We start from the raw sequence: 14,842 nt of genomic DNA on the forward strand, positions 1-14,842 counted from the left end.
GTAGTGTTCCTCAGGTGGTCTTATACAAATACCATCCATCACCAAGCGGCTTGAGTACGATGAGGCCGTTGGGGTCCATGGCCGGGAGCAGGGCGGGCTTGGGCTGGTAGAGCAGGCCCACGGTGCTGGTTACTTTGCCGCCAATCACCAGCTCCAGGCAGCTCTCGCAGCCGGTTTCGCGGCGCGTGACCCGGCCCAGAAACAGCTTGCGGAGCAGGGCGTGCACGGCCGGGTCGGCGTTGGCAGCCTGCTCGCGGGCGGGGGCGGCGGTGTCGGCCAGGGCCGGGGCGAAATACCCGCCGGCTTGCACCAGCCGCAATATTTCCTGGAAATCGGCCCGGTTGCGGGCAAAGTGCGTGGCAATGTCGGCGTCGGCGCTGGTCCACAGCTTGAGGTTGCCCAGGGTGAAGGCGTGGCTGGCTTCGGGGTGCTTGAGGTCGTATTGAGCTACTTCGGCTGGCGGCATGGCCTGAAGGATTTCTACCATGGGCGGGCCCAGGTGCGTCATGGCCAGGTTGCGGATGGCGCGCAGCTTCCACCCCTCGGCCTCTTTGCTGAAGTGCAGGTAAAAGTCGCGACGGCTGACGGGCTCGCGCAACTCAACCGCCACTACTGCGGTGGTGGGACCCTGTTGCACGAGCGGCAGCTGCGCTGCAGCCGCGCCGGAATCTGCTGGCCCAGGGTTTCGCGCTTGGCCTGGCCGGCGGCTTCGCAGCAGAGGTAGGCCTTCATATCGGCCCAGCCGGCCGGGGCCACAAACTGCTCGGCAATCTGCAGCGGCTCGAGGGGCTGGAAGGCCAGCACCGCCCGGGGCAGCCACAAACACAGCGCGAGGAAAAAGTGCTTCATAAGTAAACCTAACCCCAAAACGGGCAGGTTTGATTCCAGCTCAACTTGCTGCGGTACGACCAGCTCTGCGCGGGTATAAGGTCTAGCGCCGGGGCGCGGGCCCTTTGTTGCGCCCGCCGGCGCTGGTTTTGCCTTTGGACGCGGGCCGGCTGCCCGTGGCGCTGGGGCCCTTGCTCTTGGGCCGGGCCGCGCTGCCGGGGCTGGCTTTGGCCGGGCGCTTGCCGGGGCCGGCAGCCTGGGCTTTGTCGGGGCGGGGGCCCCACCAGCCGTTTGCGGAGGGGTTTTTCTGTGTGGGCGGGCCGGACTTGGGGCGCCGGTCTACGGCCGGGGTCTTGGGCGCGCGCTTCACGCCCGAGGCGTCTTCGGTGCCGCTCGACTTTTCCACCATTTTCATGATGCCGGCCAGCTCGGTTGGGGTCAGCTCGCGCCAGTCGCCCACGGGCAGGCCTTTCAGGGTCACGTTCATGATGCGTACGCGCTCAAGCTTGGTTACTTCGTAGCCGAAGTGCTCCACCATGCGGCGAATCTGGCGATTCAGCCCCTGCACCAAGGTGATGCGGAAAATGTAAGGCGTTTCCTTCTGAATGAGGCAGGGCTTGGTGACGGTGCCCAGCATGGGAATGCCGTGGGCCATTTCCTCGAGCATCTGGTCGGAGAGGATGCGGTTCACGGTTACCACGTATTCCTTTTCGTGCCGGTTTCCGGCGCGCAGGATTTTGTTTACGATGTCGCCGTTGCTGGTCAGGAATATCAGCCCCGAGGAGTCTTTGTCGAGCCGGCCGATGGGGAAGATGCGGGCCGCGTGGTTCACGTAGTCCACGATGTTGCCGCGCACGCCGGGCTCCGAGGTGCTGGTGATGCCCACCGGCTTGTTGAAGGCCAGGTACACGGCGTCTTCGGCCTGCTTGGGCTCCAGCTTGTGGCCGTTCACGGTCACGCGGTCGCGGGGGCGCACCTGGTCGCCCACTCCGGCGGGCTTGCCGTTGATGAGCACCAGGCCCTGCTCGATGTACCGGTCGGCTTCGCGGCGCGAGCACAAGCCGCTTTCGCTGATGAATTTATTGAGGCGGGTGGAGGAGGCGAGGGGCATCGGCGGACGGGAATAAGGCTAGCATAACGGGCTTCGGGCCGCAAGTTAGAAACTAAGCCGCGGGCGCTGCCGGGGCTTAGCTCGGCAATAACCCCACCCAGGCCCGCCCGTGAGCCCAAGGCATCCTTTTTCATCTTTATGGCTAACCCTGCTAGGGCTAACCGCCCAGCGAAGACGCCTCGTATTTCACCGGCCAAACCCTGCACCCCAATGGGGCAAAACCGTGAATACGTAGCCTGCCCAGGCGAGCCAGGGCGGGCACACCTCCCGCTCCGACTCGCCCAACTTGCGCTACAACCCCAGCTCAAGCGCAGCCGTATCAGCGTGCAAGCACTGCAGCATAGCAGTTTTCATACGCTTACTTTTTTCACATGAATATTAAACTCCTGAGCCTGCTGGTGGCTGCTGGTTTGGCCACCGCCGCTTGCCAACAAGATAAAACCGTGGAAACCACGACCACGACTACCGACTCGAACACCGCCGTGGTTTCGGCCGATACCATGGCTGCCCACGACGACGCCCGTCGCCTGGCCGCCCGGGTGGCCGAAGACCTCAAGTTGACCGACACCGTGGTGGTGACGCGCATCGAGCGCACCTACTACACCCGCGGCCGCCGTTTGGGCGAGCTCGAAACCCGCTACGCCACTGATACCACCGGCCGCTACCTGGCCCTGCGCGAAACCAACGACCGCGCCGACGAGGAAGTCCGCACCACGCTCAACAACCCGGAGTACTACAACACCTATTCGTCTAACCGCGCCTCGTATGGCGAGGGTCCGTATTCGCTGGCTCCGGCCCGCGTGGGCTCGGCCAGCACCGGAACGCGCACCCGCGGCGTGGGCCAGGGCTCGCCCATCAAAAAGCTCGAGCGCGAAGGCGACGGCGACCGCAAAACCAAGTACCTGAACGGTGCCAAGGTGAAAGTGGACGACGACGGCTCCCGCAAAATCAAGCTCGCCGACGGCACCAAAATCAAAATCGACGAAAACGGCAAGCGCACCGTGAAGAAGTTCTAGTTTTCGGCTCAACTGCGTGAACAGCAAAGGCCCGCTCCAATATTGGAGCGGGCCTTTGCTATAAGTAGCCTACAGGAAGCGCAAAGTATAGAAACGCAAGGATGCAACTCTACCCGCTCGGGCAGCCTTCGAGTAATTAACCCAGGCAGTTGCTAAGATGGGGCAAAACAGCCAGCAGTTACCAGCGCAGGTTCCACGACGCGCCCGTGAAGGGCCCGTAGCTGTAGGGCGAAAAGTTGCCCTGCCGGTACCAGGGCTTGCGCCGGGGCAGCACCCGAAAGCCCGTGCCATGGGCGGCGGGTTCCGGTGCGGCCTCTACGCGGGTGCGGCCGTTGCGCACGGCAATTTTGGCAAAGGCGTAGCCCAGGGCGATGCCCACGGGGTAGTCGCTGGCCCAGTGCACGCCGTTGTTGAGCATGGAATAGCCCAGCAGGCCCATCAGGGAGTAGCCCACCGGGCGGATGAAGTGGTACTCGGGGTAGTTTTCGGCGATGACCGTGACCGTGGCCATGGCCGTGGCCAGGTGGCCGGTGGGGAAGGCGTCGTAGTTGGGCACGTGGCTCTGGTAGCGGCTGTACGACGGCAACAGGTGCCACTCGCCGCGGTCTTTGGTGGCCACAAAGGGGCTTTGGCGGCCGGTGCTGCGCTTGAGGGCCTGCACCACCAGGCCGGTGCTGAAAATGGCTTCGCCGAGCTGGCTGGAGGTCTGCAGGGCGCGGTTGTCTTTCTTAATGCCCCCGTAAATCCAGAAGCTGCTGGCCACGGTGAGGTGGGTCCAGCCGTCGCCGAGGTAGTAGAAGGTGCTGTTCAGGTTGTCGGGCACGTTGAACTCCAGGGGCAGGTTGGCCGACCCCACGCGAAAGGGAATGTGCACCAGCGACTTTTGGGTGCTGCGGGCGTTGAGCCCCAGGTAGCGCCCAAACTGCTGCGAGGCGTCCGTAATGGCCTGGTCGGCCACCCAGAGCACCACCGAGCTCACGGCGATGCCCATCAAGGTCTGCTTGTTCTCCTTTTGAAAGACGTAGCCCGGAAACTGGCCATAGTCGCGCGGAATGTGCAGGGCCCAGCGTAAGGGGCGGGGCTTGTCGTAGTGCCACGTCACGCCGGGGGCCACGGTGTATTCCGAAATGCGGCCCTGCGCGTTGCGGGCGTGGCGCACGGTGTCGGCCGGGGTTGGGCTGGCGGCGGGCTTGTACTTTTTGCTGAGGTAATGGTGTCGGCAGCGGCCGTGTGGGCCTCGGCGCGGGTGGTATCCGGGGCACTAGCGGTCAGTCGGGTTGGGCTGGCTACGCTGATGGAGATAAGAACCAGATGGAAAAACAGCGCAACAAGCAGCCGCGGGAAGCGACAAGAGTATAAAAAGCTCACGAAACAGCAACAATAAAACGGCAGCACCGCCCAAGGGATAACAGCAGGGCGAAGGATAGCAAAAAGAAGTAAGAGCGCGGGCCAGGCCCGCAGAACAACTTACAAAGGTAGCACCGGCAGCCCCGGCGGCGAATGTTGAGCCAGCCGTATTGGCGCTCACGCCGGGGCCCCGGGAATATTGCCCCGGCGCCGTATCTTTCTGCGAGCCGGCCCCGTGGTGGTCGGCTGCCCTCTTATTCTGTCCATGCACTCCACAGTTTCAGGCGCGGCTACCGCACCGGCCCCATCGCCCGCGGCCCCGTCGGCCAATCGGTTTCAACCGCAGTTCGACGCCCTGCGGCAGTACGCGCCTACGCTGCGCGGGCAGGACGTAGCCGCGCGCCGCGCGCGCCTGCAGCAGCTTCACAACTGGCTGCACCGCAACCGGACGGCCATTCACGCGGCCCTGCATGCCGACTTCCGCAAGCCGGCGGCCGAGACGGACATGACCGAAATCTGGACCTCGCTGGTGGAGCTCAAGCACACCATGAAGCACCTGAAAAAGTGGATGGCTCCGCGGCGGGTGGGCACCTCGGTAGCGCTGCTGGGCACCCGCTCCTGGGTGCAGGTAGAGCCCAAGGGCGTGGTGCTGATTATCTCGCCCTGGAACTACCCGTTTTACCTGGCCGTGGGCCCGCTTATTTCGGCCATTGCGGCCGGCAACGCGGTGGTTATTAAGCCCGCCGAGCAAACGCCCGCCACTTCGGCGCTGCTGCAGCGCCTGTGCGAGGAGCTGTACCAGCCCAACGAAGTGCTGCTGCTGCAGGGCGACAAGGAAGTGGCCACCGAGCTGCTCAAGCTGCCCTGGGACCATATTTTCTTCACCGGCAGCCCCGAAGTGGGCAAGATTGTGATGCGCGCCGCGGCCAGCACCTGAGCGGCCTCACCCTGGAGCTGGGCGGCAAGAACCCGGCCGTGGTCGACGAAACCGCCAACCTGCGCGATGCAGCCGAAAAAATCGTCTGGGGCAAATTCCTCAACAACGGCCAGACCTGCGTGGCGCCCGACTACCTGCTGGTGCAGGAAAGCGTGCAGCCCGCGCTAATCCAGGAGCTTACGGCCGCCATTCAGCGCAACTACAACCCTGACGGCGCCGGCATTCAGCAGTCGGAGTCGCTGGCCCGCATTGTCAACCAGCACCATTTCGCCCGGCTGGCCGGCCTGCTCGAAGACGCCCAGACGCGGGGCGCCACTGTGGCGGCCGGCGGCACCGTCGATGCCTCGCAGAACTACATCGAGCCCACCATCCTGACCAACGTGCCGGCCGAAGCCCGCATTCTGGAAGAAGAAATCTTCGGCCCGTTGCTGCCCGTGCTCACCTTCCAGCACCTGCGCGAAACCACTGCGTACGTCAACGCCCGGCTCAAGCCCCTGGCCCAATACGTGTTCAGCACCAATGCCGAAAACCGCCGCTACCTGCTGGAAAACATCTCGGCCGGCGGCGCGGGCGTCAACGAAACGGTGCTGCACTTTGCCCACCCCGAGCTGCCTACCGGCGGCGTGGGCAACAGCGGTCTGGGCAAGGCCCACGGCCACTCTGGTTTCCTGGCGTTCAGCAACGAAAAGGGCGTGATGCGGCAGCGCGTGGGCTTCACGGGCATCAAGGCAATGTACCCGCCCTACACGCCCCGGGTGCGCCGGCTGATTGCCTTGCTGGTGAAGTACTTGTAAGGGGCACTCTCACGGCAGAGCTGGTGCCGGAAGTTGAGCTAAATGGGTTGAGCTAAGCCGGAACGCTGGCTCAATTTGCCGAAACCACCAGGGCCCTGGCGCGGGCGCAAAGCCGGAAGCTGATTGAGGGTTAACTTCGGCTCAGAATCGAATAAAGGGTTATATGGGTCCAAGTCTACTGCGTAAGTCTGCTTTGTTTGGTGCTTTCCCGCTGTTGGCAGCTTGTAGCGAGCGGGTTATGGCGCCCGTGGAGTATGTGAACTTTGCGCAGCCATTCCCGGGCCGCGTGGCCGATATGGCGGCGTTTCCGGCGCGGCACCGAGGCATTTACACTGCCCCCGATTCAGTTACTTCCTTGTGCATCGGCCGCACGGCGGTGTGGCTACAGGAGCCGCGCAGCACCACGTTTGGCCCGCAGCTACCTGGCTCGCGGCCCTTGCCGGCCGACACCTCGTACCGGGCCGAAGACGGGCGCCTGCACTACCTGCGCCGGTTTGCCAAAGACTCCGTGCGCGAAACCTGGCTGTGGACCGATACCATCTTCACCCTGGGCGGGCCCGGGGCCGGGCGGTTGCGGCGTTTTCAGGGTCATTATTATCTGAGCACCAGCAATGAAAGCGCCGAAAACTGGCAGGTGCAGCGCCTGGCCATTGCCAACGGCCACCTTACCTGGCAAACCCTGGGGCAGGACACCCTGCGGCTCCGGGCGCTGGAGCCCGCCACCCTGGTGCGGCGCCAGAGCGAAGGCATGACCTACTACCGGCTCACGCCCGGCCTGGGGCCGCAAACGCGCCGCCTGGGCCGCTACGCCGGGCTCTGGGAAACCGAAGGAGAGTTTGAGCGCCGTCGCTAAATGTTAGGCGGCAAAAGGTTGCCGTGCGTGAAGGCCCTTATTGCTTCTGCCGCTGCTGCATCTCGGCGGCCATTTTGCGCTGGTTGGCTTGCAGCTGCTTGAATTTGGTAGGGCCCAACACCACCTGCAGCTCTTTCTGAGAGTCGATGTTGATGCGCTTGAGCTCCGCCATCAGCTGCGGCGACTTGGGCGCGTACTTCGCTTTGGCGGCGTTGGCCTGCTCCACTGTGCCGTGCAGAATGGTCCGGACCCGGGCCGTTTGGTCGGGCGTCAGGTCGAGGTCGGTGGCCATCACATCGGCCAGGTCGCGGGCCGCGCTGGTGGGCGTGGGCGAGTCGGCCGTGCGGACGGTTTCGACCACTGGGGTCTTTTCCTTGTGTCGGAACAAGGTGCAGCTACCCAGCGCCAATCCGGAGGTTAACAGCAGCGCAGAAAATGAAGCAAAACGCATAAGGTGGGGTAATAGCAATTCCCACACGAGTACGCAGAAAGCCATGCTTGGGTGCACGCCCGTCCAAAAAAGTGGCTTGGTGGCGCCGCTGCCAGGACCCAGCCCACGCGCTAAAAGGTTTCCAAAGCTTCCAGCGCATCAGGCGCGGGAGTAGGGTTGCCGTTGGGCTGAAAGCCTAAACAACGCTCAATTGCCCGGCGATGGCGATGAAACGGGCGGGAGTGGTAGCGCGTGTCCAGCAAACTATCGATGCGAACTGCGCTTGCACTCCCGATGCGCTGGTATTCCAGCTCAACGGCCCTGCCCTGCAGCTGCTGCCCGGCCGCGGCCCGCTGGGTGCGCTCCTGCTGAATAAAGGCCTGCAGCTGCTTGCGGTCGTCCCGGTGCACCCGCAGCAGGTAGTTTCGACCGGCTCCGCCGCAGCTGCTGCATGCCAGTACGACCAGCACCCCAGCCAGTAGCTTCAAGGTATTGGGGTAAGCGTAAAGCCGATTTTTAACCCTGCAAGGTACCACGCTGGCCTAATACTAATGTTTGAATATAAAGTTTGCATATTGTCTTTCATGACTGCACTGGCAGTCGCCTGGGATAGGCTTCAGCGGCGAAATACCGTGAGAATGGGCAGGCCCGCTACGCGGATTTCGTGGATGGCCGTGCCGTAGGACGCTTCGTAGGGCGCCGGGTGCCAGCGGTACATGCCGATAAAATACTCGGCCTGGTGGTGGGGCACGAGGCGCAGCCGGGCCCGGTCGGCGGGCGGGAGCAATTGTGCATTGTTGCCCAGAAAATCCTTGCTGTAAAGCGTGTCGCTGATGGCTACCGTTGCGCGCTGGTCGTGCGCCAACACCCAGGTCAGGCCTTGCAGGGCCGAGATGCCCCAGTAGTCGCGCTCAAAAAGCTGGCCCGCCACCGGCCCCGGCAGAAAGCCGAAATAGCTATGCTGATGCGGATGGTCGGCTACCTGGCGGGCGGCCGTGTGCGCCACGCCCACGGCCAGCAGTACGCCCGCCACCAGCCCCCAGCGCCGCCCAGCCGAACCACGCGGCGCCGCTTGCCACCCGCGCACTCCCGCCCGCAGGCCCCGCACCGCCAGCAGCACAAAGGCCGGATAAATGAAGTAAACGTGCCGCCAGCCGTCGTACACCACCGATTGAATAACCACAATCAGCACCAGCGGCCCCACCCACCACGCTCCGAAAAGCAGGTCGCGCCGACCCGCCATGCGCTGCAGGAAAGCTACTGGCCGCCGAAAAAATCGCGCAGCACCATTCCGGCACCGCCGAAAAACAGCGCACTGTAAACCACCGGCGTGGTCACCAGCAGCCATACCGAGAGGTAATGCCAGGGAGCCGCTGGCAGGAAACCAACTGCCCGAGGTAAAAGACCTGCATGGTCTGCCGGAAGCGCCGGAAGTTGCCGAAGCATTCCCAGAGCCGCGCTACCGGCGCCTCCCACAAGTAGGGCCAAAACAGCACCATCAATGGCCCCGAAGCAGCCGCGTAAACCGCAATGCTCCGAACCAGCGCCTGCCGGCGCACCGGCCGGGCCCACCATTCCAGCGCCCCAAAACCTGCCGTGAGGACCGGCAACAACAGCCCCATGATGCGCACATCCACCGCCAGCGCCGTGACCAGCGCGTGCACCACCGCCCGCCCCGCCGTGGGCCGGCGCAGCAGCCGCATGAGCGTGAGCCCACCCAGGGCAAACAAGCTCATGAACACCAGGTCTTTGTGGTTGTAAAAGCCTTCGGCAAAAATGCGGGGCGATAGCACCAGCATGCCGGCACCCACCAGCCCCCAGCGCCAGCTGCCAAACCGCTCGATACCCATGCGATACACGGCCCAGGCTCCCAGCACCAGCGTGGAAAAGCACAGAAAATGCCGCATCCAGTACGCCCGCTGAATATCGTGGGGAAAAAGGTGGCCTCCAGCACCGCTAAAGGCAGCTGAAACGCCACGCCGTGGTCGGCCTCCCGGTAGGTGCTGAGCTCCTGCAGGCCCTTGAGGTAGTCGCGGTCGAGTGCTGGGGGATACAGGAGTTGGGCCAGGTAGCGGAGGCTGATGTAGCCCGCTTCGCGGTCGGTGGGTTCGTCCCAGCCCATGCCGTAGCTGGGGGTAAGCCAAAAGCCGAGCAGGAGCAAGCCGCCAAAAAACAGCGTGGTGACCACCCGGCGTGCTGTTACCCGGTTTTTAAGATGTTGCATGTTGGCCCAGATTCGGGGCCAAAGGTAGGGTGCGGGCAGCCTGGCCTTCGCCGGCCTTCATACCCTGGGCCGTGAAGTGGGCCAGGGCCATGATGGTGAGCATGGGGTTGACGCCGCTGCACGCCGGGAAGGCCGAGCCGTCGGCCACGAAAAGGTTTTGCACCTCCACGGTTTCGCCGTTGAGTTTGAGGGGTGGGTGGCGGCGTTGCCGCCCATGCGGCAGGTGCTCATCTGGTGGGCGCTGTAGAGGCCAAACTGGTTGGGCTTCCAGCTCAGGTGGGGCAGCTTGTCGAGCACTTCCGGGTTTTGCAGCACGCCGTCCTGCGCGTGCAGGGTGGGCAGGGTGCCGTGGGGCAGGTACACCTCGCGGGCGCCGGCCGCCACGTGAATCTGAGCCGCCGCGCGCACGCCCTCGAGCATGTTGCCCCTATCGAACTCCGACAGCGTGTAGTCAATCAGCGGGGCGCCCTGCTTGTCGATGCTCACGCGGCCGCCCTCCCGGTCGCGGGTGAGCACGATGAAAGAGCCCAGGTGGTTAGCGTCGCGCATCAGCTCGTGGTGCTGGCGGCCCGAAAGCCAGGGCAGCACCATGCTCAGCAGGCCGGGGTGGGTGGGCGGCGTTTCGAGCTTGGCGCCGAAGTTGGTGCCGTGCAGCATGGTGTAGGTGTCGTTTACCACGCTCATGCTCGGGCCGTGCCAGGAGTTCATGGGGTGGGGGTAGCGGGCGCCCACCACCACCGTGGGGTGCAGGTGCAGGTGGCGGCCCAGGTGCGGGTGCTTCAGGCCGGAGCGCAGCAGCAGGGCGGGCGTCTGGATGGCGCCGCCGGCCACCACCACGCGCCGGGCCCGCACGGTAACGCGCACCGAGTGCCCGTCCGCGGCGGTGTGCACAGCCTCGGCGCCGGTGGTGCGGCCTTCGCGGATGGTGACCCGGTCGACTTTGGTGTCGGCCAGGATGCGGGCGCCGTGCTCGAAGGCGGTGAGCAAATAAGTATTGAGCGTGCCTTGCTTGATGCCGTGGGCATCGCCGAAGGTGGTGTAGCCCAGGGCACGGAAGTGGGTGTCGGAATCGGTCAGGCCCTTTTCGTTGCGCGGAATCAGGCGCACTTCCTGGCCCAGTCTGGTGGAGCCGTCCCACAGTGCCTGGTTCTGGCCGTTGTGCCGGGTGTAGTTCGTGTTCACGCTGATAGCGCGGGCCACGGCGTTGAGGCTTTCCTTGAACTCGAGGGTGGTGAACTGGGGCGCGTCGTGCTCACGGGCCCATTCCTGCAGCACGTAGTCGGGCGTGCGGAACGAGCCGGCCCAGTTGACGGTGGTGCCGCCGCCCAGGCAGGACCCGGCCAGGATGCCGATGCTGCCGTCCTGGGTCGAGAGCGTGCCCTTGGCGTCGTAGAGCTGGCCCAGCATGTCGACCTCGCGCTGGGTGAAGTCGCAGCCGTGGCAGTAGGGGCCTTTTTCGAGCACCAGCACGTCGAAGCCGGCTTGGGCCAGCTCGCCGGCCACCACGCCCCCGCCCGCCCCGCTCCCGATAACCAGCACGTCGCAGTCGTAGGCCGTGTCCTGGGTGGGGTGCAGGGTTTTGATGGGCTTGGGCGTGTCCACGGGCTTCTCGTCGGGGCCGGGGTAGGCCAGCCGGCCCCAGGCGGCGGGCAAATCGGGCATGCTGCCGCCGTAGTACAGCAGCGTGCACAGCTTGCGCACGGCCTGAAAGCCCTTGCGCAGGCGGCACGTTGGAGGCCGCCCAGCTCTGCAGCAGCTGCTCACGCTGCGCCGGGTCGAGCTTGATAAACGGCTTCAGCGGCCCAAACCAAGTGAGGCCCAACAGGGGCTTCTGCATGAGGTCGAGCAGCTGCCCAAATTCGGTTTGGGCGCCCAGCGGCTGCTCCCGAATGGCGGCCTCCAGCTTCTCCAGATTCACGCCCGCCGAGCCGGCCGGGCTGCCGTCGGGCAGGGCCGGAATAATGGTGTCGGCCAGGGCCTGCAGAACGGCGGAACGGTCGGGGGTGAGCGAGAACATGAGGCGGGGAATTTGGAGGCTAAAAGGTAGCAAATTTTCCGCAAAGTGTTAGGCGTGCCGAGTAGTTTTGGGGATTGGATGGAATAAAAAAAGACGTTGTACTTAGCTCGACAGTCAGTGCATCTCATTAAAAGACTATCATGGTAATAAACCAGAACGTCATGCTGAGCTTGCCGAAGCATCTCTACCGCGCCGCCTGACGAGGCACCTCACCCCCGGCCCCTCTCCAAAAGAGAGGGGAGCCGGACGTTATCCAAATGAAAAGCCTTGGCTCAATCTTGAGCCAAGGCTTTTTCTATTTAAAGAGTTGAGCTGAACCCTTGTGCCGTGGCTCCCCTCTCTTTTGGAGAGGGGCCGGGGGTGAGGTGCCCCACGCCAGATGCCGTTCGGCTTGCCGACCTTTGCGCTCCGCTACCCACCCTGCTTCCCATGGCCCACCTCATCCAAACGCCCGAAACCACCCACCGCATCTACTTTCAGGACTGCGACATGCTGGGCCACCTCAACAACGCCCGTTACCTCGACTACTTCCTCAACGCCCGCGAAGACCACACCACGGCCCACTACGCGCTGAACATGGGCACCCTGGCCCGCGAGCAAAGCGCAGCCTGGGTTATCACCAAGCACCACATCAGCTACCTTAAGCCGGCCAGGCAGGGCGAACTGGTGCGCATTCTGAGCCAGCTCATTCACTTCGACAACTCCAGCCTGGTGCTCGAAATGCAGATGCGCAACGAAGACGGCACCCGCCTGCTGGCGTTGCTGTGGTCGGAAATGGCCTACGTGAGCACGCCCGCTGGCACCCGCACCGACCACGCCAACGCCATGATGGACCTGCTCGACGAGGCTCGACGTGGACGGCGTGAGCTACGACCCCGACGGCTTCGACGAACGAGTGAAGGAAGTGCGCCAGCAGCTCAAGAAGCAGCGGCGCGGCGCGGGCGCCGAGGAATAGCCCGGCTTAAAACGCCACCTGGTACCGGAGCACGCACTCCCCGCGCCGGTGGTCGCGTGCACCGGGGCATTGTAGAAAATGTCGGCCGCTAAAACAAAGCGCCACGCTGACCGTCAGCGTGGCGCTTTGTTTTACTGCCTAAGGCAATTTTTTGCAGTCGGATTTGGCCGAGGCTTGAGCAGGCAGCCTAGCCAGCCCCGGCCCGCGCAGTCCGGGAAATTGAGCCGCTAGCGCTGCGCCCAGGTGTTGTCTTTCTCGTTGGCATCCATGAAGATGCCGCCTTGCAGGCTCACCGTTTTCACGGCTTTGGGCACCGTTACTACAGCCTGCTTTTGGTTGGCCTGCCAGATGGCGGGCGACTGGTGCAGCGTGGCCTTGGTGCCATCGGCGTATTCCACGGCCATGTCGAATGGCACGGCGAACCCGCCGATGTTCTGGACCGTAACGCTGGTGCCCGAAACCGGCCCCACGGCCAGGTCGATGTAGTTGTTGGTGAAAAACCAGTTCTGGAAAAACCAGTTCAGGTTTTGGCCCGAGGTGGTGGTGAAGGAGTTGAAGTAGTCCCACGGAATGGGGTGCTTGCCGTGCCAATCGGCCATGAACGTGTGCAGACATTTCTTGAACAGCACATCGCCGAGCATGTCCTTGAGGGCGAAGTAGCTCAACGAGGCTTGCCGTAGGCGTTGTTGCCGTAGCCGGCGCGCAGGCTCGCTGCTGGGCGTGATGATGGGCAGGTCCTGGGCCGAGTTGCGGTCGTTTATCCAGCGGCTGACGCGGAATTTCTTGTAGAAATCGTCGGCGTAGGCAGCGCCGTTCTGGCTGGTGTTGATGAGGCGCTCGAAGGTGGTGGCCCAGCCTTCGTCCATGTAGGCGAAGCGGCTCTCGTTGATGCCCATGTAGAAGGGGAAGTAGGTGTGCACGATTTCGTGGTCCTGCACAAACTGGCCGAATTTGGGGTCTTTCTGGGGGCTGTCGTTCAGCATCATGGGGTATTCCATGTCGGCAAAGCCCTGGAAAGCCGTCATTTTGGGGAAAGGATACGCCACGCCGGGCCAGTTTTTGGGGTCCGAAAACCAGCCCAAGGCGTACTGCCCGAATTTCACCGACTGGTGAAAATTGGCCGTGGAGTCGGCGAATGCGGCCTGCATGCTGGCGCGGCGCTTGGCTTTGGCATCGACGATGACGCTGGCGGCGTCCCAGACGTAGCCGTTGCTAATTCCCACGGTGACGTCGGAGATGTCGTTAGCCGTCCAGACCCAGGTGTTGGTAGGCTTTTGGGCGGTGATGGACTTCTTGGCCAGGTCGGCGGCGGTGGCCACGTGGATAACTTTGTCGCTGGTGAATGACTGCTTGAGGCGCTTGGCGGCGGCTTTTTGCAGCACCTGGCCGGGGTTTTGGAGGGTGCCGGTGGCCCACACGATGTAGTTGGCGGGCACCTGCACGCTCAGGCGGTAGTCGTTGAAGTCGTTGTAAAACTCCTTGCTGTCGACGAAGGGCAGGCGGTCCCAGCCGGCGTAGTCGTCATACACGGCTAGGCGCGGGTAGAAATAAGCCAGGAAGAAGGTGTTGGGGTCGATAACGCCCTCGCGGCCGCTTTCAATAGAAAGCGGGAAGTGCCAGGCAATGCTGAACTTAACGGAGTCGCGGGGAGCGAGCGGCCTGGCCAGGGGCAGGCTCCGGGCAGTGCCGCCGTCGGCGAAGGGCGCGGGGCGGCCCTGGCCGTTCACTTTGAATGTATCGATGACGAGGCCGTCGGTGAGGTAGTCGGGGTTGGCGTCGGAATCCCGGGCCGCGCCCGGCCGGTGAATGTTCATGATGAGGCGCATCACCACCTGCTTCAGGGTATCGGGGCTGTTGTTGAAGTAGGTGATGGTTTCGCGGCCGCGGATGTCGCGGGCCGGCGGGGCGGCCTGCACGGTGATGTCGTAGCGGGCGCGGTTTTGCCAGTACTTGGCGCTGGGGCGGCCGTCGGGGCTCCGGGTGCCTTTGTCGTAGGCCCGCTGGATGTCGCGAGGCATGTAGAGGGTTTGGGCGGCGGCCGGCCGCAGGGTGCCGGCGAGCAGGAGGAGGGCTAGGAGAATTCGAATCATAAGTAGCTACAGACGCTAAGGCAGCAGTTGGCGCTGCATTGCGGAGGTAAAAGTAGGAAGAGTGAGGCGCCTTGGTCTGGCGTGTGCCTCACCCCCAGCCCCTGCCGGGCACGGCCCCTCTCCGTTGAAGAGGGGGCCTGGGTTGTGGGCCTCAAAATGGGCAGCACTCGTTTGGACTACAGGGATGGGCTTTTTTCAAAACGCCGTTTTGCCCGGGGCCATCCGCGCTAGCTGGTACCT

13 protein-coding genes and 2 pseudogenes are annotated in these 14,842 nt (G+C 63.8%); 4 read left to right on the forward strand and 11 right to left on the reverse strand.

Annotation, left to right across the window (positions count from 1 at the left end; translation table 11 throughout):
* Positions 1 to 10 precede the first annotated feature (10 nt).
* The 3 genes from ACFQT0_RS08950 to rluF all read right to left on the reverse strand — a co-directional run bounded on the left by ACFQT0_RS08950 (position 11) and on the right by rluF (position 1,939).
* A complete protein-coding gene (locus ACFQT0_RS08950) occupies positions 11 to 637 on the reverse strand; it encodes a hypothetical protein (protein ID WP_380202071.1) in 627 nt (208 codons plus the stop codon).
* Positions 610 to 849, reverse strand: coding sequence for a hypothetical protein (locus ACFQT0_RS08955; protein ID WP_380202073.1), 240 nt, complete (start codon positions 847 to 849; stop codon positions 610 to 612). The genes ACFQT0_RS08950 and ACFQT0_RS08955 overlap by 28 nt, the downstream gene beginning before the upstream one ends.
* A gap of 82 nt (positions 850 to 931) precedes the next feature.
* Positions 932 to 1,939, reverse strand: coding sequence for a 23S rRNA pseudouridine(2604) synthase RluF (rluF, locus tag ACFQT0_RS08960; protein WP_380202075.1), 1,008 nt, complete (start codon positions 1,937 to 1,939; stop codon positions 932 to 934).
* A 371-nt stretch (positions 1,940 to 2,310) separates the two neighbouring features.
* Between rluF and ACFQT0_RS08965 the strand changes: the two genes are divergently transcribed.
* Complete coding sequence (locus tag ACFQT0_RS08965) at positions 2,311 to 2,955, forward strand: hypothetical protein (RefSeq protein ID WP_380202077.1); 645 nt, start codon at positions 2,311 to 2,313, stop codon at positions 2,953 to 2,955.
* A 178-nt stretch (positions 2,956 to 3,133) separates the two neighbouring features.
* Here ACFQT0_RS08965 and ACFQT0_RS08970 read toward each other — a convergent pair whose 3' ends face one another.
* Positions 3,134 to 4,114, reverse strand: a complete 981-nt coding sequence (locus tag ACFQT0_RS08970; RefSeq protein WP_380202079.1) for a phosphatase PAP2 family protein — start codon at positions 4,112 to 4,114, stop codon at positions 3,134 to 3,136.
* Between the two features lie 453 nt (positions 4,115 to 4,567).
* On the opposite strand from ACFQT0_RS08970, the pseudogene ACFQT0_RS08975 reads away from it, so the two are divergent.
* Both ACFQT0_RS08975 and ACFQT0_RS08980 read left to right on the forward strand, forming a co-directional pair.
* Positions 4,568 to 6,033, forward strand: a pseudogene (locus ACFQT0_RS08975) (aldehyde dehydrogenase family protein).
* Between the two features lie 238 nt (positions 6,034 to 6,271).
* Complete coding sequence (locus ACFQT0_RS08980; RefSeq protein ID WP_380202081.1) at positions 6,272 to 6,886, forward strand: hypothetical protein; 615 nt, start codon at positions 6,272 to 6,274, stop codon at positions 6,884 to 6,886.
* Between the two features lie 37 nt (positions 6,887 to 6,923).
* On the opposite strand, the gene ACFQT0_RS08985 is transcribed toward ACFQT0_RS08980, so the two are convergent.
* The 6 genes and pseudogenes from ACFQT0_RS08985 to ACFQT0_RS09010 form a co-directional block, all read right to left on the reverse strand.
* A complete protein-coding gene (locus tag ACFQT0_RS08985) occupies positions 6,924 to 7,274 on the reverse strand; it encodes a hypothetical protein (RefSeq protein WP_380202083.1) in 351 nt (116 codons plus the stop codon).
* Positions 7,275 to 7,447: 173 nt separating this feature from the next.
* A complete protein-coding gene (locus ACFQT0_RS08990; RefSeq protein WP_380202085.1) occupies positions 7,448 to 7,804 on the reverse strand; it encodes a hypothetical protein in 357 nt (118 codons plus the stop codon).
* 128 nt (positions 7,805 to 7,932) lie between these two features.
* Positions 7,933 to 8,559 (reverse strand): hypothetical protein, encoded by a 627-nt coding sequence (locus ACFQT0_RS08995; protein ID WP_380202087.1) that lies wholly within the window; start codon positions 8,557 to 8,559, stop codon positions 7,933 to 7,935.
* A gap of 91 nt (positions 8,560 to 8,650) precedes the next feature.
* Positions 8,651 to 9,175, reverse strand: a complete 525-nt coding sequence (locus tag ACFQT0_RS09000; RefSeq protein WP_380202089.1) for a hypothetical protein — start codon at positions 9,173 to 9,175, stop codon at positions 8,651 to 8,653.
* 351 nt (positions 9,176 to 9,526) lie between these two features.
* Positions 9,527 to 9,709, reverse strand: a complete 183-nt coding sequence (locus ACFQT0_RS09005) for a GMC oxidoreductase (RefSeq protein WP_380202091.1) — start codon at positions 9,707 to 9,709, stop codon at positions 9,527 to 9,529.
* Positions 9,710 to 10,191: 482 nt separating this feature from the next.
* Positions 10,192 to 11,202, reverse strand: a pseudogene (locus tag ACFQT0_RS09010) (FAD-dependent oxidoreductase); the annotation flags it as partial.
* Between the two features lie 784 nt (positions 11,203 to 11,986).
* Here ACFQT0_RS09010 and ACFQT0_RS09015 point away from each other — a divergent pair.
* Entirely contained in the window at positions 11,987 to 12,604 is a 618-nt protein-coding gene (locus ACFQT0_RS09015) for an acyl-CoA thioesterase (RefSeq protein WP_380202093.1), read from the forward strand.
* A 135-nt stretch (positions 12,605 to 12,739) separates the two neighbouring features.
* Here the strand turns inward: ACFQT0_RS09015 and ACFQT0_RS09020 are convergent, their stop codons facing one another.
* Complete coding sequence (locus ACFQT0_RS09020; RefSeq protein ID WP_380202095.1) at positions 12,740 to 14,602, reverse strand: M1 family metallopeptidase; 1,863 nt, start codon at positions 14,600 to 14,602, stop codon at positions 12,740 to 12,742.
* Positions 14,603 to 14,842: the final 240 nt, after the last annotated feature.

The organism is Hymenobacter humi, assembly GCF_042665855.1.
Taxonomy (GTDB): Bacteria; Bacteroidota; Bacteroidia; order Cytophagales; family Hymenobacteraceae; genus Hymenobacter; species Hymenobacter humi.